This is a genomic window from Acinetobacter sp. DL27 (assembly GCF_055810995.1).
On sequence record NZ_CM147947.1, the window covers coordinates 2,480,958 to 2,502,348 of the forward strand.

Annotated in this window: 22 protein-coding genes; 13 read left to right on the forward strand and 9 right to left on the reverse strand. The window is 42.1% G+C overall.

The window, feature by feature from the left end:
* Window positions 1-5: 5 nt before the first annotated feature.
* Window positions 6-677, reverse strand: coding sequence for a CsgG/HfaB family protein (locus tag AC0KVP_RS12030; protein WP_058869141.1), 672 nt, complete (start codon window positions 675-677; stop codon window positions 6-8).
* A gap of 111 nt (window positions 678-788) precedes the next feature.
* Window positions 789-1,412, reverse strand: a complete 624-nt coding sequence (locus AC0KVP_RS12035; RefSeq protein ID WP_473336895.1) for a LysE family translocator — start codon at window positions 1,410-1,412, stop codon at window positions 789-791.
* A gap of 446 nt (window positions 1,413-1,858) precedes the next feature.
* On the opposite strand from AC0KVP_RS12035, the gene AC0KVP_RS12040 reads away from it, so the two are divergent.
* Both AC0KVP_RS12040 and AC0KVP_RS12045 read left to right on the forward strand, forming a co-directional pair.
* Window positions 1,859-3,478 carry an oleate hydratase gene (locus tag AC0KVP_RS12040; RefSeq protein ID WP_473336897.1) on the forward strand — a complete coding sequence of 540 codons (1,620 nt, stop codon included), beginning with the start codon at window positions 1,859-1,861 and terminating at the stop codon, window positions 3,476-3,478.
* A gap of 146 nt (window positions 3,479-3,624) precedes the next feature.
* Window positions 3,625-4,080, forward strand: coding sequence for a DIP1984 family protein (locus AC0KVP_RS12045; RefSeq protein WP_473336900.1), 456 nt, complete (start codon window positions 3,625-3,627; stop codon window positions 4,078-4,080).
* Window positions 4,081-4,287: 207 nt separating this feature from the next.
* On the opposite strand, the gene AC0KVP_RS12050 is transcribed toward AC0KVP_RS12045, so the two are convergent.
* On the reverse strand, window positions 4,288-4,497 hold the full coding sequence (locus AC0KVP_RS12050; protein WP_473340510.1) for an NF038215 family lipoprotein: 210 nt from the start codon (window positions 4,495-4,497) through the stop codon (window positions 4,288-4,290).
* A 544-nt stretch (window positions 4,498-5,041) separates the two neighbouring features.
* On the opposite strand from AC0KVP_RS12050, the gene AC0KVP_RS12055 reads away from it, so the two are divergent.
* The 5 genes from AC0KVP_RS12055 to AC0KVP_RS12075 all read left to right on the forward strand — a co-directional run bounded on the left by AC0KVP_RS12055 (window position 5,042) and on the right by AC0KVP_RS12075 (window position 10,642).
* Window positions 5,042-5,590, forward strand: coding sequence for a TetR/AcrR family transcriptional regulator (locus tag AC0KVP_RS12055; protein WP_178905302.1), 549 nt, complete (start codon window positions 5,042-5,044; stop codon window positions 5,588-5,590).
* A 12-nt stretch (window positions 5,591-5,602) separates the two neighbouring features.
* Entirely contained in the window at window positions 5,603-7,252 is a 1,650-nt protein-coding gene (locus AC0KVP_RS12060; RefSeq protein ID WP_473336903.1) for an MFS transporter, read from the forward strand.
* Between the two features lie 32 nt (window positions 7,253-7,284).
* Window positions 7,285-8,445, forward strand: a complete 1,161-nt coding sequence (locus AC0KVP_RS12065; protein ID WP_473336906.1) for an HlyD family secretion protein — start codon at window positions 7,285-7,287, stop codon at window positions 8,443-8,445.
* 63 nt (window positions 8,446-8,508) lie between these two features.
* Window positions 8,509-9,378: a 1-aminocyclopropane-1-carboxylate deaminase/D-cysteine desulfhydrase gene (locus tag AC0KVP_RS12070; RefSeq protein WP_473336908.1), complete on the forward strand. Its 870-nt coding sequence runs from the start codon at window positions 8,509-8,511 to the stop codon at window positions 9,376-9,378.
* 64 nt (window positions 9,379-9,442) lie between these two features.
* Window positions 9,443-10,642 (forward strand): BaiN/RdsA family NAD(P)/FAD-dependent oxidoreductase, encoded by a 1,200-nt coding sequence (locus AC0KVP_RS12075; RefSeq protein ID WP_473336911.1) that lies wholly within the window; start codon window positions 9,443-9,445, stop codon window positions 10,640-10,642.
* A 21-nt stretch (window positions 10,643-10,663) separates the two neighbouring features.
* On the opposite strand, the gene AC0KVP_RS12080 is transcribed toward AC0KVP_RS12075, so the two are convergent.
* The 4 genes from AC0KVP_RS12080 to AC0KVP_RS12095 all read right to left on the reverse strand — a co-directional run bounded on the left by AC0KVP_RS12080 (window position 10,664) and on the right by AC0KVP_RS12095 (window position 13,386).
* Entirely contained in the window at window positions 10,664-10,816 is a 153-nt protein-coding gene (locus AC0KVP_RS12080; protein WP_473336913.1) for a hypothetical protein, read from the reverse strand.
* Between the two features lie 167 nt (window positions 10,817-10,983).
* A complete protein-coding gene (locus AC0KVP_RS12085) occupies window positions 10,984-11,175 on the reverse strand; it encodes a hypothetical protein (protein WP_473336915.1) in 192 nt (63 codons plus the stop codon).
* Between the two features lie 61 nt (window positions 11,176-11,236).
* On the reverse strand, window positions 11,237-12,943 hold the full coding sequence (locus AC0KVP_RS12090; RefSeq protein ID WP_473336917.1) for a mechanosensitive ion channel: 1,707 nt from the start codon (window positions 12,941-12,943) through the stop codon (window positions 11,237-11,239).
* Window positions 12,944-13,107: 164 nt separating this feature from the next.
* A complete protein-coding gene (locus tag AC0KVP_RS12095) occupies window positions 13,108-13,386 on the reverse strand; it encodes a hypothetical protein (RefSeq protein ID WP_058952166.1) in 279 nt (92 codons plus the stop codon).
* 287 nt (window positions 13,387-13,673) lie between these two features.
* Here AC0KVP_RS12095 and AC0KVP_RS12100 point away from each other — a divergent pair, with 287 nt between their 5' ends.
* The 5 genes from AC0KVP_RS12100 to AC0KVP_RS12120 all read left to right on the forward strand — a co-directional run bounded on the left by AC0KVP_RS12100 (window position 13,674) and on the right by AC0KVP_RS12120 (window position 17,841).
* Window positions 13,674-14,096: a hypothetical protein gene (locus AC0KVP_RS12100; protein WP_004694572.1), complete on the forward strand. Its 423-nt coding sequence runs from the start codon at window positions 13,674-13,676 to the stop codon at window positions 14,094-14,096.
* Window positions 14,097-14,661: 565 nt separating this feature from the next.
* Window positions 14,662-15,606 carry a transporter substrate-binding domain-containing protein gene (locus AC0KVP_RS12105; RefSeq protein ID WP_010326225.1) on the forward strand — a complete coding sequence of 315 codons (945 nt, stop codon included), beginning with the start codon at window positions 14,662-14,664 and terminating at the stop codon, window positions 15,604-15,606.
* A gap of 68 nt (window positions 15,607-15,674) precedes the next feature.
* Window positions 15,675-16,418 (forward strand): amino acid ABC transporter permease, encoded by a 744-nt coding sequence (locus AC0KVP_RS12110; protein ID WP_004981232.1) that lies wholly within the window; start codon window positions 15,675-15,677, stop codon window positions 16,416-16,418.
* Entirely contained in the window at window positions 16,418-17,101 is a 684-nt protein-coding gene (locus AC0KVP_RS12115; RefSeq protein ID WP_005399959.1) for an ABC transporter permease subunit, read from the forward strand. The genes AC0KVP_RS12110 and AC0KVP_RS12115 overlap by 1 nt, the downstream gene beginning before the upstream one ends.
* 14 nt (window positions 17,102-17,115) lie before the next feature.
* Window positions 17,116-17,841 (forward strand): amino acid ABC transporter ATP-binding protein, encoded by a 726-nt coding sequence (locus AC0KVP_RS12120; protein ID WP_010326224.1) that lies wholly within the window; start codon window positions 17,116-17,118, stop codon window positions 17,839-17,841.
* Between the two features lie 62 nt (window positions 17,842-17,903).
* Here the strand turns inward: AC0KVP_RS12120 and AC0KVP_RS12125 are convergent, their stop codons facing one another.
* Window positions 17,904-18,626, reverse strand: coding sequence for a carbonic anhydrase (locus AC0KVP_RS12125; protein ID WP_473340513.1), 723 nt, complete (start codon window positions 18,624-18,626; stop codon window positions 17,904-17,906).
* A 724-nt stretch (window positions 18,627-19,350) separates the two neighbouring features.
* Here AC0KVP_RS12125 and AC0KVP_RS12130 point away from each other — a divergent pair.
* Window positions 19,351-20,538: an ammonium transporter gene (locus AC0KVP_RS12130; protein WP_058952170.1), complete on the forward strand. Its 1,188-nt coding sequence runs from the start codon at window positions 19,351-19,353 to the stop codon at window positions 20,536-20,538.
* Between the two features lie 70 nt (window positions 20,539-20,608).
* On the opposite strand, the gene AC0KVP_RS12135 is transcribed toward AC0KVP_RS12130, so the two are convergent.
* Window positions 20,609-21,301, reverse strand: coding sequence for an HAD family hydrolase (locus AC0KVP_RS12135; protein WP_473336921.1), 693 nt, complete (start codon window positions 21,299-21,301; stop codon window positions 20,609-20,611).
* Between the last annotated feature and the right edge of the window lie 90 nt (window positions 21,302-21,391).

Below are 21,391 nucleotides of genomic sequence, written 5' to 3' on the forward strand. Positions count from 1 at the left end.
ACCAGTTACTGCGCAGACCACTTATTGGTTTGAATATCCAACACCAAATTATTAACCGCTTCGCGTACAGCCAAATCTAGAACTTTACCGTTTAAAGTTGAGTCATAAGAAGCGGTAGAACCAAAACCTAAAATTTCACGTTCACTGAGTGCATACTCGCCTGCGCCTTGCACAGAGTGAACAATTTCTGCTGTTTTTACATCGACAATATTTAAGTTCACTTTGGCATAAGCAATTTGGGTTTTACCACGCCCCAATATGCCAAATAGCTGGTGATCACCGACTTCTTTACGGCCAAATTCAGACACGTCGCCCGTTAATACATAACGTGCGCCTTTAATGGCTTGAGAGGATTTAGTAAAGCCTGCTTCTTGTTGTAATTCAGCAAGGTTGTCACGGTTTAGGACAGAGAAATAGCCCGATTGCTGTAAATGCGTTTCTAAAATGGTTTTCGCCTGACCACCTAAACGGTCAACATTGTCTGAAAAAATGCCACGCATATAGCTCGAGCGGTTGTCAAATTTTCCTACAGAAACAGGCGTTTTAGTGCCAGCGTATTTAACGGTCGCCACTGCCGCTGTTACTTGCGGTGATTGAATTGTTTTTGACGTTTCTGTTGTTGAACATGCAGATAATGCTAAGCCACTCAAAACGGCCAAAAATATAGATTTATTCAAAATTTATCCCTCAAATCTTTAATTTAAAAATCATTAAAAAAATCAAAGGGATTATAACCATTTAGCTTTTCGTTACCTATACAAAATCCAGTTTTGTTGTTGTAAACCTTATCACTTCATGCCAAAAATAAGTTTCAAACCCAACACCGTCATTACGGCCCCTGCTGCGCGGTCAAATACAGCTTTAAACTTCAAATACACGCGGCGCGGCTTTTCAGCAGACAATGCCACTGCAACCAACGAACACCAACCCGCATCAATAAAGAAACATAGGATAGGCAGTACAAAATAGTAATAGGTTGGGATTTCTTTGGGTAAAAGTGCAGTAAAAATACTGGCTAAAACAATCGCAATTTTAGGGTTGGAGAGCTGGGTAATTAAGCCAGTCATAAAGGCACGGCGTAAAGTCATTGCTTTTGAGCTGGAATGATCTGCCTCAATCGGCTCTTTGGCATGTTTAATAATTTTAAATGCGAGCCAAAGCAAATAGATCCCGCCACAAATTTTTAAGGCCAAATACGCAGACGGCACTGCCAACAAAAAGGCTTGCAAACCAAGTACAGCCAGCAGACCAAAAACAGCTGCGCCTGCTCCAGTTCCCAATGCGGTAAAGAGGCCATGTTTTCGAGAAATCGCAATCGAATTTTTTGCTACATAAATCGACGTCGGTCCAGGGCTCATTGCGCCTAACATTAATGCAAAGGCAATCGAGCCCAAAATCCAAAATGATTCCAAGAGTGACCTCTAAATTGAGAGAATTTATCAGCTGCGATTTTACGCTAAACAAAGTTTTTACGATATTCACTTTATCAGTTATTTTTCACATTTATATCGTAATCAAGCCACAGCTTGTACACCCATTATATTTTTTAATGATAAATAAAAAAGCCTATTTTTAAGGAAATTTAGCATAGGCCATAGTGAAAACAGTAATAGAGCAATTACTCAACAATAAACTGAAACATCAGTTATTTAGATCATATTCAATTTTAATAAAAAGACAAATGTGTATTAAAAATAGCCATCATGTGCTTTTTTTTGATTACAAAATATAATGGGGGAATTGCTTCCCTTTTCATACATTTTTCATATATAAAAAGACTTACTATTTATAAGGTTTTATTTCTAAAAACCACATTTTTTAACTTCATAATTTTTAACATCATAATTAAAGGTGAACCATGCAAAATAAGAAGCGCACCCCATTAGACGCGCAACAGTCCCATCTTTGGATCATTGGTGGTGGTATCGCAGGTATGGCTGCTGCTGCATTTGCGATCCGTGATGCCAAAGTCCCTGCCAAAAATATCCATATTTTAGAAGAACTCGATATTTCAGGTGGCTCGATGGATGGCGGACATACACCGCATGCTGCGCAAGCTTGGGTAACACGTGGTGGGCGGATGCTGACCGATGAAACTTATTTGTGCCTATGGGACTTATTTTCCAGTATTCCATCTTTGGAAAATCCAGACATTTCCGTTCGTGAAGAATGTCGTGAGTTTAATGAAAAAGTGAAAACCCATGCCAATGCACGTTTAATTGATGCCGAACATGTCATTGCGGATGCGGAAAAGCTTGGGTTGAATACGCTACATCGTGCACAGATGCTACGCCTATTGGCTTCAAAAGAAGAAAAAATTGGCAGTCGCCGCATTGATGAGTTTTTTGATGAAGCCTTTTTTGAAACCAATTTCTGGCGCATGTGGCGCACAACTTTCGCTTTTCAAAAATGGCACAGTGCAGCAGAGTTAAGACGCTATTTCTTACGTTTTATCCAAGAATTGCCACGCATTCATACCTTAGCGGGTGTGAAACGTACCAAGTACAACCAATATGATTCGATGATCTTACCCCTACAGCGTTGGCTAGTCGCACAAGGTGTCGATGTGCGTTTTGGACACTATGTTACAGATGCGGACTTCATTACCAATGCTGAAACCCAAGAGCGCCATGCCTCGCGTCTATATGTACAATTGCCTGAAGGCTCAGAGCAAATTAATCTGAAAGCCAATGATTTAGCTATTTTCACTTTAGGCTCTATTACCGCAGACTCGCGTTATGGCGGTAATCATGACATGCCTGCCCTCATTCGTCATCGAGAAGACCATGGCTGGACACTTTGGGAAACTCTGGCACAAAAAGCCCCAGACTTTGGCCGTCCAATGACTTTTTATGGCAATGTCGATGAACATAAGTGGGAGTCTTTCACTCTGACCATGAAAGATGACGTACTGCTTAAACGCATTATTGACTATACGGGGAATGAACCAGGTACAGGCGCACTGATGACTTGGTACGAGTCGGGTTGGCATTTATCCATCGTGGTTCCTGCACAGCCACACTTTGCCGACTTACCTGAAGGTTTATATACCTTATGGGGCTACGGTTTCCAAATTGACCATATGGGCGATTACATCAAGAAGCCAATGTCTGAAGCTACGGGGCAAGAAATCCTGACAGAACTGATTAAACAGCTCGGTTTTGACGACATTTTAGATCATGTTTTGGCAACCACCCATGTAACCACTGCCATGATGCCATATGCCTCTGCCCTATTCGCCTGCCGTAAACCGGGGGATCGTCCACAGGTAATTCCACAAGGCTCACAAAACTTTGCCTTCCTTGGACAGTTTGTGGAAATTGAAGATGACGTGGTCTTTACTGTGGAATATTCAGTTCGTGGAGCGATGCTTGCCATTTATGAATTCTTTGGGGTGGAACGTGAAATCCCTGAAATTTACAATGGTCTGCTTGATCCAAAAGTCGGTTTGAAAGCTTTGGAAACCGTGTTCCACTAAGCTTTTAATCTATAGCGATAAGAGCATGCTTCTGTGCTCTTATCATTTTTGAGCAAAATTTCACTTATTCGAATTACAAAACTCACTTGCAGCTTTGATTGCACAGAGGCAGCATAAGATTCATCTAAAACTTTAAAAATAAATCTATGAAACTAGCAGAAGCACTTTTATTGCGTAGTGACTTACAAACCAAACTCGCTTCTTTACAACAACGGATCAACAATAATGTGCTAATCCAAGAAGGCGATGAACTAAGTGAAGACCCCAATACGCTGATTGGTGAGGCCTTTAGTGTGAATACAGAGTTACATCATCTGATTGAAAAAATTCATGCGACCAATGCTCAAGCTAAAACCAGCACGGGCCAATCCATGCTCAGTATTTTAAACACACGTGATTTGCTCACACAACAGCATCGTATTATTCAACAGGCCATCAACAGCTCACGACGTGAAAATGGTCGTTATAGTTCGAGTGAAATTCGCTGGGTTAAAACCATTACGGTTGCAGACTTGCAAAAACAAGCCGATGCAATTAGCCAGCAACTCAGGCAAAATAACTTAGAGATTCAAGCTTCAAATTGGCAAATCGAACTGATCTAGCCAATTTGAGCCATAACAGTTTGGGCATATTGGGCGAGTACAAGGCCTTTTATACGTTTGTAAGGCTTTAATTCAACAAACGTTTGCAGGAAGTAAGACGTCTACTTCACATTTTTACCAATCTGGCGTAGCACAATGCATCTTTTATACTGCACATCGCACCTTGCACCACCATGTACTGACAATATGCCTCCCTATTTTCACCTATTAGTACGTATCAGCATCAGCCTGTGTAGGCGTTTTCTGATTAAAAGCCATTTCTTGTGATGGAAGTTTATAGTCACGATCATGCACAGGAACACCACCAATAATCATGGTACGAGCCTCAGTTCTAGGCTGATTCAAATCCTTTTTTGCATCACACGCGGTCAGTTGAGTGAGCAATAAAACCAATACTAGGGTAGATAAGGTTTTCATCATATCCCCTCATTTATCATTATTGTGCTTTCAGCATAGCACTTTTATTTTTCCAATCCTATCGACTTTGTTACAACTCTTATCCATCTACATGATGGTTCTCTGCGAATTTTCTTTATAAAATAAATATCAATCATTCATAGATAAAACAATAACATGAGTGATTTAAGCTCACTAAAATTAGACTTAAACATTTATCCGATGTATTGAAAAAAATATCTTGGCGGAGTCTTATCTTGTTTTATTCAATTTCTTCATCAGCCTGCGGCTCGCCCTACTTTTGTTTCGACAAAAGTAGGCAAAACCATTGTCATCTGCAAAACCTGTTCATTTCTTGGATTTATTCAAATATAACGAATAAACATTATCTTATTTACACCATGCAGGTTGCAGATGACGTTTCCGAGTCGCATATTTCTTATCGAAATTAGATTAAATTAGAAAAAGACAAAGGGGTTTACAAAATCTTACAGGATTGAATATTTACAACGGACACTTTTGTCCGTTAAATAATAGCACCCTCAAATCAAATGAAATAATCACCATGACCAGTCGTCAACAGCGTGCTGCACAAAACCGTGAGGAATTGCTCGAAGCCGCAGTTCAGGTTTTTCGCACACACGGGATAAATGCGCCCTTACAGCAGGTAATTGATGCAGCCAATGTCGGACGGGCGACGTTTTATCGTAATTTTGATGACCGTCGTGCCTTAGTGATTGCACTCATGGAGCAAGCTTTGGAACGTCTTGCAGTTCGTGCTGAAGCGTTTTCTCAATATGAAGATGGTTTTATCCGTTTAATTGAAAACCATGTCTACAACTTACCGTATTTAACTGCACTGATGGAATATTGGCGGGTGATTGAGCGTAATGATCCCGTCATGGTTGATATCTATGCGCGCCGCGATGCGATTTTACAGCCTTTGATTGATCAAGCCATTCGACACGGCGTATGCCGCCCCGATTTGACCACTCAAGATTACGCCATGATTACGGCCATTTTAAGGACTTCATTTCAAGGGCTGACCGATACAGAGCAACAACAACTTGCACAACGTGCGATTGAGCTACTCCTCAATGGTATTCGGGCATAAAGGTCACCACTCATGACACAGCCACCGCGTTTACTCGAACCTGTGCCAAACTGGACAGCAGAAGAAAAGCCAACCCTACCCGGCTCTCCTGCCGTGATCGCGCACTCCACGCCTAAGCGCTTCATATATTTTTTTATTGGTTTGTTTGTCGCACTGTCTGCCAGTCTCAGTAACGGTTTTATTACCGCAAATTTACCCTTAATTCAGGGTGAATATGGACTAACACCCTCTGAGGTAGCATGGATCCCCGCAGCTTATGTGATGGCCAATGTCAGTGCTAACCTGATTCTGTTTAAAGCCCGCCAGCAATACGGTCTGCGTCTATTCTCTGAAATTGGCTTACTGATTTTTATTGTGGTTTTAGTTTTACACGTCTTTGTGCATACCTTTGAAATGGCCGTACTGGTACGTTTCATTAGCGGCATGGTTGCCGCACCGCTCAGCTCTTTAGGCATGTATTACATAATGCAGGCCTTTAAGCGGGAAAATTTTGGTCGCAGTATCTATTTGGCTTTAGGCTTCCAGCAGCTCGGTATTCCTTTGGCATGGATCATTTCTCCCTATCTCATTGACGTCAATAACTGGAATGTCCTGTATACCTTTGAAATTGGTTTAGCGCTGTGCTGTTTCGCAATGGTGGTGTCTCTTAAGCTCCCCCGTAGTTTAAGAATTGCTGTTTTTGAAAAGCAAGACTTCTTCACCTTTGCGCTGCTTGCGCCCGGTTTTGCCTTTTTGTGTATTGTGCTGACCCAAGGGCCTATCTTGTGGTGGTTTGAAGTGAAATGGTTAGCCTATTTGCTCATTGCAGGGTTCAGCCTAATTGTCATTGGTTTGGTCTACGAGCATTATCGAGTCAATCCATTGATTATGACACGTTGGCTGGGGACATCATCCACGGTGCGTTTTATCATCGGTGCTTTTGCAATTCGCTTCTTAATGTCGGAGCAAAGTTATGCTGCCGTGAGTTTTCTCAAAACTATGGGCATGGGTCCCGATCAATTTGTCCCGCTCTATGTGGTGATCTTTTTCGGCATCGTGTCTGGAACCTTATTTAGTGCCATCACTTTTTCACGTGAACGGATTATTTGGCACTTACTATTAGCAGAAGTTTTGGTGTTGATTGCTTGCGGGCTAGATTTTCACCTTACCAGCGATATTCGCCCTTCCAACTTTTACGGCAGTCAGTTTTTGGTGGGCTTTGCCAGTGGTGTGTTTATTGGCCCACTCTTGATCACGGGGATCTTAAGCGCCATGCAAAAAGGCCCCACTCATATTGTCACGTTCATTGTTTTATTTTCAGCGACTCAAACATTTGGTGGCTTAGTCGGTTCATCGTTTTACTCTACCTATCAACAAGTCCGAACCCAAAACTATCGTGCTGAGATGATTCAACAACTCCCTGAAACCAATCCATTGATTGCACAGCGTCTTTTAGCGTATCAACAAAGTTCGCATAGTTACACGCTGGATCAGCAGCTAGAGCAACAACAAGCCTTAAGAAATCTAAATCAAGTGGTGACTAGAGAAGCTCAAGTGCGTGCCTATAACGATGTGATTAGTTTCAATGGCGTCGTGGCCATGCTGCTGTTGCTGTGGGGGACATTCCTGATTGCGCGGAATCAATATCAACTGCGGCAACAAGCAAAAATCGGTCCTGTCTAATGCCATTGCTCCCTATTTATTGAGAAATTGTTATGTCTGAAGATCAAAAACCAATAACTCCCGCTGAAACAACAGCAACGTCTGAAAATGCCTCTCAGCCTGAACAGCCCGTGGCAGCAGCAACACCGATTACGCCGCCTTCGAGTAAACTGATTCCAACAGCGAAACGTACGCTGATCTTGATGTTTTTAGTACTGATCATCGGTATTGGAATCATTTTATGGGCATGGAAAATTGGACCATTTGACAGTGCAGTTGAGTCCACTGACAACAGCTATGTCAAAGGTAAAACCACGGTGCTTTCTTCGCAAATTAATGGCTATGTCAAAGATGTGTTGGTCAGTGATTTTGATCACGTCAAAAAAGGACAGGTGTTAATGCATATTGATGCCACGACTTATGACCAAAAAGTCACACAGGCTGAAGCTGGCGTGGATCAAGCCCAAAATAACCTCTCCAATCAAAGCCAAAGTATTGCACAGCGTAAAGCTGATATTGTGGCGGCAGAAGCTAAGGTCGAACAAGCACGAGCAGCGTACCAACTGTCATTGGCACAACAGCAGCGCTATCAACAGTTGGGGGACTCTGGCGCAGCGTCTAAATCGGAACAAGACAAAGCCTTTGCCGATACCCAAAATAATTTAGCCTTACTGCAACAAGCACAGGCCAATGTATTGGTGGCAAAAGAAGCGCTCAAAACCGCACAAGTGGCTGAAACAGGACTCAAAGCACAAGTGACCAATGCCGCTGCGCAACTGGATCAAGCAAAAACCACCAAAAATTACAGCAGCATTATTGCCCCGATGGATGGACAACTGGGTGAAGTTAATCCACGCGTGGGACAATATGTGGCCGCAGGCACACAGTTGCTCTATCTGATTCCACAGCAGACTTGGGTCACCGCAAACTTTAAAGAAACTCAAATTGCCAACATGAAAATTGGGCAAAAAGCATGGTTCACGGTGGATGCCCTCAATCATCAGAAATTTACAGGTCATGTTGAGCAAATTTCCCCAGCGGCGGGTTCAGAGTTCAGTGTACTTAAAGCTGATAATGCAACAGGCAACTTTACCAAAGTGGTACAACGCATTGCGGTACGGATTGCAATTGATCCGAATCAGACAGGAATTGAAAACCTACGTCCAGGCATGTCCGTAATTAGTTCGGTCGATACCCAATCTGCACAGCGTTAATTCTGTGCAGAAACCGCGACTTTTCACTTACACTAAGCACTCAACCTGATTGATTAAAGTCCTATGTTTGAACAGATTGCGCAGTCCATTCCCTATCAGCACATAAGTGTTGGCGGGGTCAATATCAGCATCAAACGTTTAGACTTGGTCCATCCACACATTTCAGGCAACAAATTTTTTAAACTGAAATACAATCTATTGGCGGCACAGCAACAAGGCTATAAAAAACTGCTGACTTTTGGCGGTGCCTATTCCAATCATATTGCCGCAACGGCTTATGCAGCGCAGTTATTTGGTTTTGAGAGTCTGGGCATTATTCGGGGCGAAGAACTGGCAAGTAAACCTTTAAATACAACCTTAAATACAGCACAGCAATTCGGCATGCAGTTGCAGTTTGTGACGCGTGAAACCTATCGACAAAAGCAAAGCCCAGCATACTTAGCGCAGTTACAACAAGATTATCCTGATTATTATGTGATTCCCGAAGGTGGAACCAATCCCCTTGCCATTCAAGGCTGTACAGAAATTCTCTCTGATGCGGATCGACAAAATTTCGATCTGATCTGTTGTGCCGTAGGAACAGGTGGCACCATTGCGGGTCTGATTGAAGCCAGTCATTCACAGCAGCAAGTTTTAGGCTTCTCCGCACTCAAAGGCGATTTCCTGAACACAGAAGTCAAGCAACTCACCCAAAAACGGAATTGGCAAATTACCGATCAATATTGCTGTGGTGGTTATGCCAAAACTAGTGCTGAACTCTTGCAGTTTATCCGTGCTTTTGAGCAGCAATATGACATTCCACTGGAACAGATTTACACAGGCAAAATGCTGTTGGGCTTAAGCGATTTAATTCAACAAGGTACCTTCCCCATAGATCATCGTATTTTGGTGATTCATTCAGGTGGGCTACAAGGTCGTTTAGCCGCACTTTAGATAGTCCTGAAAAAGCAAAAAAGATGGTCTATAATGCCCTGCTTTATTCTCCCGTGAGTGTGTCATGTCCGCAAATCAATATGATGTCTTAGTTTTAGGTGCAGGTGCATCTGGCTTAATGACAGCCTATATGGCAGCTCAACGCGGACGTAAAGTAGTGGTTGTAGAAAAAGCCAATAAAGTCGGCAAAAAAATTCTCATGTCGGGTGGGGGTAAATGTAACTTTACCAACCTCTATGTCGAACCAAACAACTTTATTTCACATAATCCGCACTTTGTGATTTCAGCCCTCACTCGTTATACCAATTGGGACTTTATAGGCATGGTCTGCGAGTATGGTATTGAATATGAAGAGCGTAAACACGGACAGCTGTTCACCCTAAAAGGTGCCAAAGAAATTTTAGCTATGCTGTTGAGCGAGTGTGAAAAAACAGGTTTGGTCGACATTAAAACCAACTGTGAAGTAAAAGCCATTACCGCACTCGATGAGCAGAGTTTTCAAATTGACACGACACTAGGGTATTTTGAAGCCGAATCTGTGGTCATTGCGTCGGGTGGTTTATCTATTCCGACCTTAGGTGGCTCAGGGATTGGCTATGAAATTGCAAAGCAATTTGGGCATCATGTTTATCCAACCCGCGCGGGTTTGGTGCCTTTTACCTTCTCGGATAGCTTCAAAGAAGTGACCACACGCTTAAGTGGCAACGCGGTCGATGCGACTTTATCGAATGATTTAAATTCTTTCACCGAAGCCCTTTTGTTTACCCATCGCGGGCTCAGTGGACCAAGCTCACTACAGCTATCGAATTATTGGGATGTAGGACAAAGCTTCAAAATTGACTTCTTGCCAAGTGTGGATTTGCACGACTATTTAAAAGCCAAGAAACACAGTCAACCCAAAGCCCTACTGCGTACTTTACTGGGTGAACATTTCCCGAAAAGTGTGGTGGTTGAACTGCAAAATCTGATTTGGCCTGAGCTGGCTGAAACAGCGATTGGCCAACTGTCGGATGAAAAACTGGAGCACATTGCAACGCGCTTACATGCGTTTGAAGTCAAGCCATCAGGAACCGAAGGTTACCGTACTGCTGAGGTGACTTTAGGTGGCGTAGACACCACTGAAGTTTCATCGAAAACCATGGAAAGTAAAAAGCAAAAAGGCTTGTACTTTGTCGGTGAAATACTGGATGTTACAGGACATTTGGGCGGATTTAACTTCCAATGGGCATGGTCATCTGCACATGCCGCATCAGAATATGTCTAAGCCATCTGCTTAAATGATAAATTATTCTAAATAATCAGTGCGTAGCAGTACGCACTGCTTTTGCTTCTGCTGACGGGCAAGTGCTAAGTCCATTTTCGCAATGGCAATATGGACATGGCTCGGCTGGATCACTGAACGTTTCGTCATCAATATTTTTTTTAATATTTGCATCATCTGTTTTTTCCTTTTTAAACTGCAATTTATAAAAATAAATCGTGAAATTTCCATGCAGCTATAATAAAAGTATAGGCATGTAAGTATTTCTAATTTATGAAATATCCATATTCCACATGCATCAAACATACCAAATTAAATTTCATTCCACACTATAGACTTTTGTATTATTTTTCATCAGATTCATCCGCATCACGACCTTCAGTTGCCGCAGTCGGCATTCTTTCAGCATTAGCGTGTGTTGTTGTATCGATTGTCGGTTTTGCAAATACAAATTTATAAGCACTCACAAAAAATCCAACCGTAATACCCGCGATGATGATTGGGGCAAAATATTTATTTGGGGCTTTTTTTGACATCTGTTTACTCCAATAAAAAAACACCAACCGCCATCAGCGGTCGGTGTTTAGTGTGATTAATTTAGTCTGGATCTTTGGGGTGAACGTCAATATCTTGTTCAGCCTCACCCGTTGAACCAAAAGGTTTATTTAAAGGTTTATGCGCAGGATCGACCTCTGCTGTAGTTGGAATATCATCTGCATGTTGATATTCCTCTGCAACTGTTGGTGTATCCATTTGCTCTTTCAGTGAGGCATGTTCTTCTTTGTCCTGTGTGGATTGCGTGCTTTCAGTTTTGGCCTGATAAAGTGGATTAGGCTGCGTACCTTCTCTTTTGGCTTTATCTAACAAATCGGTCAAAACTCGTTCTGCAGGTTGACGCCCACCTAGACCAAAAGCCAGTGCAAAAGCAATAGCAACTGCCCCAAGCGTTAAACCAAAAGCCAAGTTTACGATCGAATCTGCTATACCCATTGCACGCAAGCCCATCGCCAATACTAAGCCAATGATCAAGACACGAACAATGTTCGCCACCCAACGAGAACTATTGTATTCACCACGTTCAATCACCTGTGCAACCAAGTTCGCCAACCAGAAGCCCACGCCCAGAATGACTGCACCCAATAGGATGTTTGCACCAAACTGGATAAACATCGCAATCAAACCACTGATCTGTTCAAAGCCAAGTCGATTTGCTGCTTCAGAAACTGCAAATAACATGGTAAAGAACACAATGAAGTAACCCACGACGCAAGAAGCTTTGGTATTTCCTAAGAAACGTTGCAAGCCAACTTTGCTTGGAATGTCATCTACACCTGTTCCCGACAGGACTTCAACCACAAGGCTTGCAACAAATCGTGACACCACATAGGCCAAGATTAAAATTAATGCCGCCGCAATGATGTGCGGAATCGCATTCATAATTTCATATAGCATGGCCGTCGCTGGTTGAGAAATTGCATCGATCCCTAAAGCTTCAAACGCAATAATCAGCGCCGTGATAATGACGATTGCAAAAACAAAAGATCCGAGCACTTTGGCCAAATCTGAGTTTTTAAACAGTCCTACTTTTTCAACCTGTTTTTGTACATCTAGACTTCTCAATAAACCCTCAATAATGCCCCGTACAATTTTTGCTAGAATATAACCCGCAAAAACAATCACACCCGCAATAAAGATATTTGGCAGATACACTACGGCTTCATTGACCATATTTTGGATCGGAAAGAGCAGCCCAGTCAGACCGAGTATCGACAAAACAATAGGTAAGAATAGTAATAAAATCAGCCAATAGACAATTTCACTGATGTTTTGACTCAGCGTACTGACTCCAACATCCTGACTGAGTTTTTCATCTAACTGAGTCCGATCCAATCCTTTTTGTAAACCCACTTTGACCAGATTTGCCACAATCCAGCCAATAAAACCCACAGCAACAGCAGCCAACAGTTGTGGAATAAACAACAAGAACTGTTGAACCATACTACTAAATGGCCCACTTACACTGGTGAGATTGAGAACATTGAGTGCACCAATCACCGCAATGATAAAAATAAGCCAAAACACAACTCGAGAGATAATATTTTCAATATTTGAGCGATGGCCGGTAGCACTGGAAAGTTTTTGGTTGGTTCCGAGTTTGGTTAAAACCTTTTTCACAGCACCTGCAATCAATAATGCAATAATCCAACCAATGATCAGGATGGCGATTGCGGACAGGATCGGGTGAAATTGGTCCCAATAATACATCGCATCAAATCGACCCTGATGCCCTACATAATCATTCATTTTGTTCTCCCTCTTGTTATGTCTACATCACAGCGACCTTTGCTCAAATACAGATTTTAGTTTTGAAGTGATTGTCTGCCATGAGGTATGAATGAGAAATGGAATACCTTTTTGATGACTGCTAAAGAAAAAACCCCTGTACATTACAAGGGCTTTAGTCACATTTAGCGGTCAGTTGCAGTCGCCGTATTGCTATCGGTGGCTACCGCTTCGTCACCTGCTGTTGCAGTGGTGCTGTTATTCGGTGTTGCAGGCTCTGCACTCGGATTCGGATGGCCTGGAGGCGCCTCATTCGGATTTGGCTTGGTATCTGCAAACATATAAAGTAATAATGCGATTAAGAAAATTCCGACCAATGCCAACATATACACGGGCACGCGCTTTTTCTTTTGCCGCTCCTCTGGCGTTTGTACATGGGGCGGTTTATTGAAATCATGTGTCATAGCTCCCCCTCAATTTTCTATTATCAAGTTGTCGAATTTTTATACTAACAACTGCTTGTGTAGCATTGTGTTTCAAAGCATAGTGAGATAGTAAACAAGCGCTTTATTTTAAGGTAAATTATTATTTTATAAGGCTTTAAAAACAGTCATTCATCTGTCAATTCAGTGTTAAAAGTCATATAAAAAGTATTTCACCTAGGCATAGACAAAAAGAGTCTGGCGAACAGCGCTCTTCAACTGAATTTGCGCTATAATTATGCACCTTGTTTTAGCTGTTTTTGGACTTTATGGCATATCGTCAACAAAGTGTAACGCTTGATTTAGACACTGATGTTACGCACCAATGTCATTTGCACTACACGCGAGACCAACATCTTATTGGTATTATTGAATTTTCTAAGCCTAGTTATATTCTAAAATGGGGCGATCTGGAGTTTTTCCGCCGTCGTACTGAAGAGTTTTCAGTGATGCCTTTTCCTGAATGTGTCAATGCCATGATTATTGATATTCGAAATGTGCAAGCCTTTTTAGACAATGAAACACCCATCATTCCTTGGCGCTTACTGGAAGAAGAATGCCCTGTGCGTTTAGTTGTACCTCAAGACCGTTTAGATCACTATATTGGACTGTTTGAGCCAACATGGCTGACGACGGATATTGAAACGGCTATTTCTGAAATTCGTGAATATATGGATATGTTTGTGCACTAAGCACTTCTTGATACACGCCTGCTCATCTCCTCCCCCTGCGATTGTGCCCCGTCATTTGTTCATAACGTACAGTCGCTTTTATTTTTAGTTTTTAATCCTCTGCGGAAAACGTAGGACAGCAACTCAAATTTAACTGATCTTTTATACTGCGTCATAAAACGGATCATCTTCAAAATAAAACATTTTTCTTTGCTATTGCCGTTTTAGCATGTTCTACACAAGCAAAATCCATTCTGTCATGCATCCATAACAAAACGCATAGCCAACCCTGTGGCATTAGACATTAGCCTAATAAAATGAATTAGAAAACTTGAAATGGCACGTATTATGCATAATTTTCTTTTTAATATCAGAGGAATATAGCGATGCACTTATTTAAAGCATTATTAACAAAATATTAAAAATCCCTCTTGAGCAGCAAAAGCAATCTCGATTAAGATGCAGACTAAGCTGTAAAAAAATACCATAAAAAGAACATCTTTTGCACAGAATAAAGCTTTAACCCAATTCTGACGTTTTTGATAAAAACAATGCAATTGATGCTGCAAACAAAAGGAGTTTGTACATGACCATGCAACGTAATCTTTCTGCCCTATTTTGTGCAAGTGCACTTGCGCTGAGCCTCAGTGCATGTAGCGACAACAAAGCACCTGCAACGGATGCAGCTAGCACTGGTGCAGATGCTTCACAGTCAGGCACTTTAGATAAGATTAAAAAATCAGGAACCATTGTTTTAGGTTACCGTGATTCCTCTATTCCATTCTCCTATATCGCAGACAACCCAAATCAACCTGTCGGTTATGCACATGATTTACAGCTCAAAGTGGTTGAAGCTGTTAAACAAAAGCTGAATATGCCTGATTTAAAAGTTCGCTATAACTTAGTCACCAGCCAAAACCGTATTCCTTTGGTTTCAAATGGTACTGTCGATCTTGAATGTGGTTCAACCACAAACAACAAAGAACGTCAGCAGCAAGTTGATTTTTCTGTGGGCTTCTTTGAAGTGGGTTCGCGTTTACTTACTGCAACAGATTCAGGCGTGAAGGACTTTGCTGACTTAAAAGGCAAAAAGTTAGTAACGACAGCAGGGACAACCTCTGAACGCTATATCCGTCAGCATGAAAAAGAACTCGGTATTGGTGAAGTGATTTCTGCCAAAGACCATGCTGAATCATTCTTGATGCTCCAAAGCGGTCGTGCTGCTGCGTTTATGATGGATGACATTTTACTTGCTGGAGAAAAATCGAAAGCCAAAGATCCAAACAAGTGGCACATTGTCGGTACAGCACCAATTCAAGAAGTTTATGGCTGTATGTTACGTAAAGGCGACACAGGCTTTAAGCAAGTGGTTGATGATGCAATTAAAGCCACTTATAGCTCAGGTGAAATTAACAAAATGTACAACAAATGGTTTGAACAACCAATTCCACCGAAAAACATTAACCTGAACTTTGCTATGTCAGACCAACTTAAAGCCTTAATTGCAAACCCACATGACCGTGATCAGTAAACGATAAAGGAAAGATTAATGTTCACTCAGGCAAAGTTTCTTTGCCTGACCTATTTTAGGGGATTGTCATGAATTATACCTGGAACTGGGGCGTCCTTTGGCAATCCACAGGCGTCGGAGATAGCACCTATCTCAGTTGGATTTTAATTGGTTTAGGCTGGCTGGTTGTTATTGCCATTGTGGCTTGGAGCATTGCAATGGTGCTCGGAAGTATTCTCGGCATTATGCGCACGCTTCCCAATAAAACCGCACGTGCTATCGGCACTGGTTACGTCACCATTTTTCGTAATGTACCGCTACTGATCCAATTATTTATTTGGTTTTATGTGGTGCCGAATTTCTTACCTGGCCCGATTAAGTCATGGTGGATTAACGATTTAAGTGCAGGAACAACAGCGCTGATTTCAGCCAGTATTGGTCTGGGACTGTTTACCGCAGCACGTGTCTGCGAACAAGTCCGCACAGGTATTGAAGCTTTACCTACTGGACAGGTCAATGCAGGTTATGCCATGGGTTTTAGTACCGCACAGCTATACCGCTATGTCATTTTACCGCAGTCCTTCCGTACGATTTTGCCGCCTCTGAGTTCAGAGCTGACCAACTGCGTCAAAAATACTTCTGTGGCCTCTTTAGTTGGGGTCTCCGAGATTATTTCGCAGATGAAAACCATCAGCGAATATACGCAGAACACCATCGAAATCTATACCTATGTCACGATTATTTTCATCGTTATCAACGTGTGCTTAATTACCTTAATGACGTTGCTTGAAAAACGTTTACGTGTCCCAGGTTTAATTGCAGGAGCTAAATAATGGAATGGCTCACCGCATTTACCCATGATTTGCAGTTATCTGCACCTGCCCTATGGCATGGTTTAAGTATCACTTTAAAAGTGGTCATCATCGCCACCATTGGTGGTATTTTCATTGGCACGCTGTTGGCACTGATGCGTTTGTCTTCAATTCGCATCTTGAATTTAATTGCCCAAGGCTATGTCAATTTATTCCGCTCGATTCCACTCCTGTTGGTATTGATGTGGTTCTACTTTGCTGTACCGTTCATCTACACCACAGTCACGGGAAATTACCTGACCATTGATACCGCTTTGGTCTCAAGTATTGTGGCCTTCATGTTGTTTGAAGCGGCTTATTTCTCGGAAATTGTACGTGCAGGGATTCAATCAATTCCTAAAGGACAGTCTGCCGCGGCTTATGCACTAGGCATGACCTATGGTCAGTCCATGCGTTTAATCATTTTGCCGCAAGCCTTTCGTAAAATGACACCGCTGCTGTTACAGCAAACCATCATCTTGTTCCAAGACTCGACCATGGTGTACGCCATTGGCCTACTCGACTTTTTCCGCACCAACTACGTGCGGGGCGATTTGATGTCTCTATTAACGCAATATATTTTATTTGCAGGCCTAGTGTATTTCACCATCAGTATGCTAGCCACATATGCAGTAAAACGATTACAAAGGAGGTTAAGCGTATGAGCGACCAAAAAGTAATGATTGACCTCCAAAATGTCAGTAAATGGTATGGCGATTTTCAAGTATTAACCGATTGCACCACACAAATTTGCCAAGGTGAAGTGGTGGTGGTCTGCGGTCCATCCGGCTCAGGCAAATCGACCCTGATTAAAACAGTGAATGGACTGGAAGCTTTCCAACAAGGTCAAATCACAGTCGATGGAATTCCCATCAAAGACCCGAAAACAGATTTGACCAAATTACGCAGTCGCGTAGGCATGGTGTTTCAGCATTTCGAGTTGTTTCCACATCTCAGCATTACTGAAAATTTAACCATTGCCCAAATTAAAGTATTGGGGCGCTCTGAAGCTGAAGCAAAAAAGAAAGGCTTAGGCTATTTAGAACGGGTTGGGCTGAGTGCACATGCACATAAATTTCCAGCACAACTTTCAGGTGGACAACAGCAACGTGTCGCAATTGCCCGCGCCTTAAGCATGGATCCGATTGCCATGTTGTTTGATGAGCCTACATCGGCGCTTGACCCTGAAATGATTAATGAAGTTCTTGATGTGATGGTCGAGTTGGCACATGAAGGCATGACCATGATGTGTGTCACCCATGAAATGGGCTTTGCCCGCCAAGTGGCCAACCGTGTGTTGTTTATGGATCAAGGTAAAATTGTCGAAGACTGTAGCAAAGATGATTTCTTTAACACCAAACGTGGCGATCGTGCTCAACAGTTCTTAGACAAGATCTTGCACTAGCATAGACGTGTTATCCCAAATTAAAAAAGCAGATCACATGATCTGCTTTTTTAATTTACGCTCTAGTCTAAAACCAAGCGCGCATTGGTGGCTTGAACAGGACGGTTATTCGGATATCCCATTAGTACAGCGAAGTTTGCGATTTGCTGCGCTGATGCCTGCTGAATATCTTTTAAGACCACCCAACGTACACCTTCAGTACACGGTGGTGTCGTGAGCGAACCATTAAAGCGGTAGTACTCGCGATGTGTTGGCAGAAATTGATCTGCGTTTAAATTGAGTACTTTCTGAGAGTGCTTGTGCTGCTGCCATAAGCCATCAAGTGCTTGATTCTTTTTCCCTTGTTCATACATCACCGCAACCACAGCCAACTCCCCTTTTTCAGAAGCATGGACTAAATGTAATTCCATAGGAAAGCTTTTGCCGTGGACCGTATTTTCTGAAGGGCTATGTAAATGCATTTGCAATAATTGAAATCGTTCTCCCTCTAAACTTAAATAACTGCCTTGATGAAAATGGGCTTGTAAAGTATGAGGAAGCTTCACGATACTTGTTGCAGCAGTTTTATAATCAAAATCAAGTGGCGCAAGGTCTGCTGAAATCACACGCTCGATATTAATAGGCGATTGATTATGCCCCGCACAAGTTTGGTATTTGCTATTGAGCTGACTCCAATACTGCGGTGCTGTTTGTGCTTGATAACCCCAATCCGAAGTTACTTCACTACTGGCCCAAGCCATCACACATGGGAGAGCAAACAATGTTGCTATTACTTTTTTCTTCATCATAATCCATCAAAAAATATCAGTTAAAACGCCCCAATATCCTCTAAGAAATCACGCTCAAGCAGCAAAACCTAAAATGCCAATTCTGCCTGCTTGTCTTTGTTTTTTGTGCAAACTCTGTAATCATAACTTTTCAGCAAAAAGCCAATATTGCCCGACTATTTTGTCTCGTTTTAGATGTAAAACGATGAAATAGGACTGATCATATATGACAATAATTACAATTAATTACATATAGTTATGTGATTATTCATGTTTTATCAGTGATAAATTAAAATAAGAATGAGAAAATACAATCATGTTTAAAAACTTTCACTGATGCACAATCAGCACGCACATTTCATGGTATGTGCGTTCCAAAAGAGAACAAAGCAACGGAGACTCGGCTCACAATAGCTGCTAACCGAATTTTTTTATCATTTTTTTGTGTTGCTACTTTTTGGGTTTCACTCAAAAGATAAACTATACACCTGTATATTTAAAATAAAGAAACTTAGATAAACATAATATATTCATAAACTTAATATTAACTTATATTTTAACCCATGCACCACTGCAATGCACAAACACCATCATGGTGCATAGTTTTGCTTTATATCGAGTCTTATTATTTTTAAGCAAAACTTAATCAATATTTCCTTTTTGCTGAAATCTTCACGAAATTACAAGCATCAGTATACTGGGTTTCTTTTTGCAAAATTTTGCACTCAAATGGAACCCAAACATGCAAAATATTGACTTACTTTTTCTTCTTCTTGGTGCGGTTTTAGTCCTTGCCATGCATGCAGGCTTTGCTTTTTTAGAACTAGGGACAGTTCGTCATAAAAACCAAGTCAATGCTTTAAGCAAAATTTTAACGGACTTTTCACTTTCTGCAATCGCCTACTTCTTTGTAGGTTACTATATTTCCTATGGACACCATTTTTTCCATATTGGGGATACCTTAGCAGCCGATCATGGTTATAACCTGATGCGCTGTTTCTTCCTGCTCACTTTTGCAGCCGCAATTCCAGCGATTATTTCTGGCGGTATTGCCGAGCGTGCTAAAATGCGCTCACAAGCGATTGCAACCGTGTTATTGGTGGCCTTGGTTTATCCTTTTTTTGAAGGGATCGCGTGGAATGGCAACTTTGGTTTACAGCAATGGCTACAAGACACTTTCGGCGCAAGTTTCCATGACTTCGCAGGTTCCGTGGTTGTACATGCTATGGGAGGCTGGATAGCTTTGGCTGCGGTGGTTTTACTCGGTGCACGTGATGGTCGCTACAAGAAAGATGGTCGTGTCAGTGCGCATCCTCCTTCGTCTATTCCTTTCTTGGCTTTAGGTTCATGGATTTTGATCGTGGGTTGGTTTGGCTTTAACGTGATGAGTGCACAGCGTTTAGATGCAATTTCAGGACTGGTCGCGATTAACTCACTTATGGCCATGGTTGGCGGAACCTTGGCAGCCAACTTCGCAGGAAAAAATGACCCGGGCTTCTTACACAATGGGCCTTTAGCGGGTCTCGTTGCAATTTGTGCAGGTTCAGATGTCGTACATCCGATTGGGGCACTGGTGATTGGCGCCATTGCTGGACTGATTTTTGTCAAACTTTTCACCTACACCCAAAACAAGCTAAAAGTCGATGATGTACTCGGAGTGTGGCCTTTGCACGGCGTATGTGGTGCCTTTGGTGGGCTTGCAGTCGGGATCTTTGGTCAAAAATGGCTCGGTGGTTTAGGCGGTGTTGCGATGATGTCACAGCTGATTGGTACGCTATTGGCTATTGGTATTGCTGTTATTGGTGGATTGGTGGTCTATGGCGCTTTAAAAGCCACGATGGGCATCCGTTTAAGCCAAGAAGATGAATTCCGCGGTGCCGATTTATCCATTCATAAAATCTCTGCCAACTCAGATGACAGTATGTTCTAAAGCATTTCCATTTTAATGCGGCTCACATGGGCCGCTTTTTTTTATTCGTATTGAACATTATAAGAGGCTTTTAGCGCTCTAAATAATCGAAAATCTCGGACAATGCCGTGATACTTGGTGCAGACATCTGTACTGAGGGTACATGAAAGCCAGATAGCCACAGGGCTTGCATTCCAGCCTGCTGCGCACCTTGTACATCATTAATAGGATGATCTCCTATAAATAAGCACTGCTCCACGTCAACAGCCAGTTGCTGTGCGGTGTCAATAAAAATATCAGCTTGGGGTTTGGCTTGACCAAACAATCCAGAGCTATTGATCACATCAAAATAATGCTGAAAGCCCAAGCCATTTAATATAGACAGCCGTGTGGCATGACCGCCATTTGAAATAATGGCGAGTTTATATCCTGCTTGCATTAGACGGGTCAGCGTTTGTTCAGCCTCAGGCATCGCCACTGCACTGGAACCAAACTGAACAAACCAAAAATTGCTTAACGCTTCTAAATGTGGAGGCACCTGCCAGTTTAACTCCTGTAGCAACGCATAAGCCACTGAAGCACCGATGCTGGGATGAGTTAAATACTCTTTTAAGGGATAGCCACCATTGTCGATCCGATTCACAATCGACTCAATCTGCTCCACATCAACGCAGTTAAGTTGGCTTTGATAATAGTCGACAAGGCTTTGACTAAAAGCCGCAACACTTCGCCCACGATGCGTCAAGGTATTATCCAAATCAAATAGAACAGCACGTATCGACATGTTTCAACCCCATGTGTTTGAGAGCAAATGTAACACTGAAACGATACTTTGTATTCGCCTTAAAGCGATAACCAAAGCACAGATCATGCT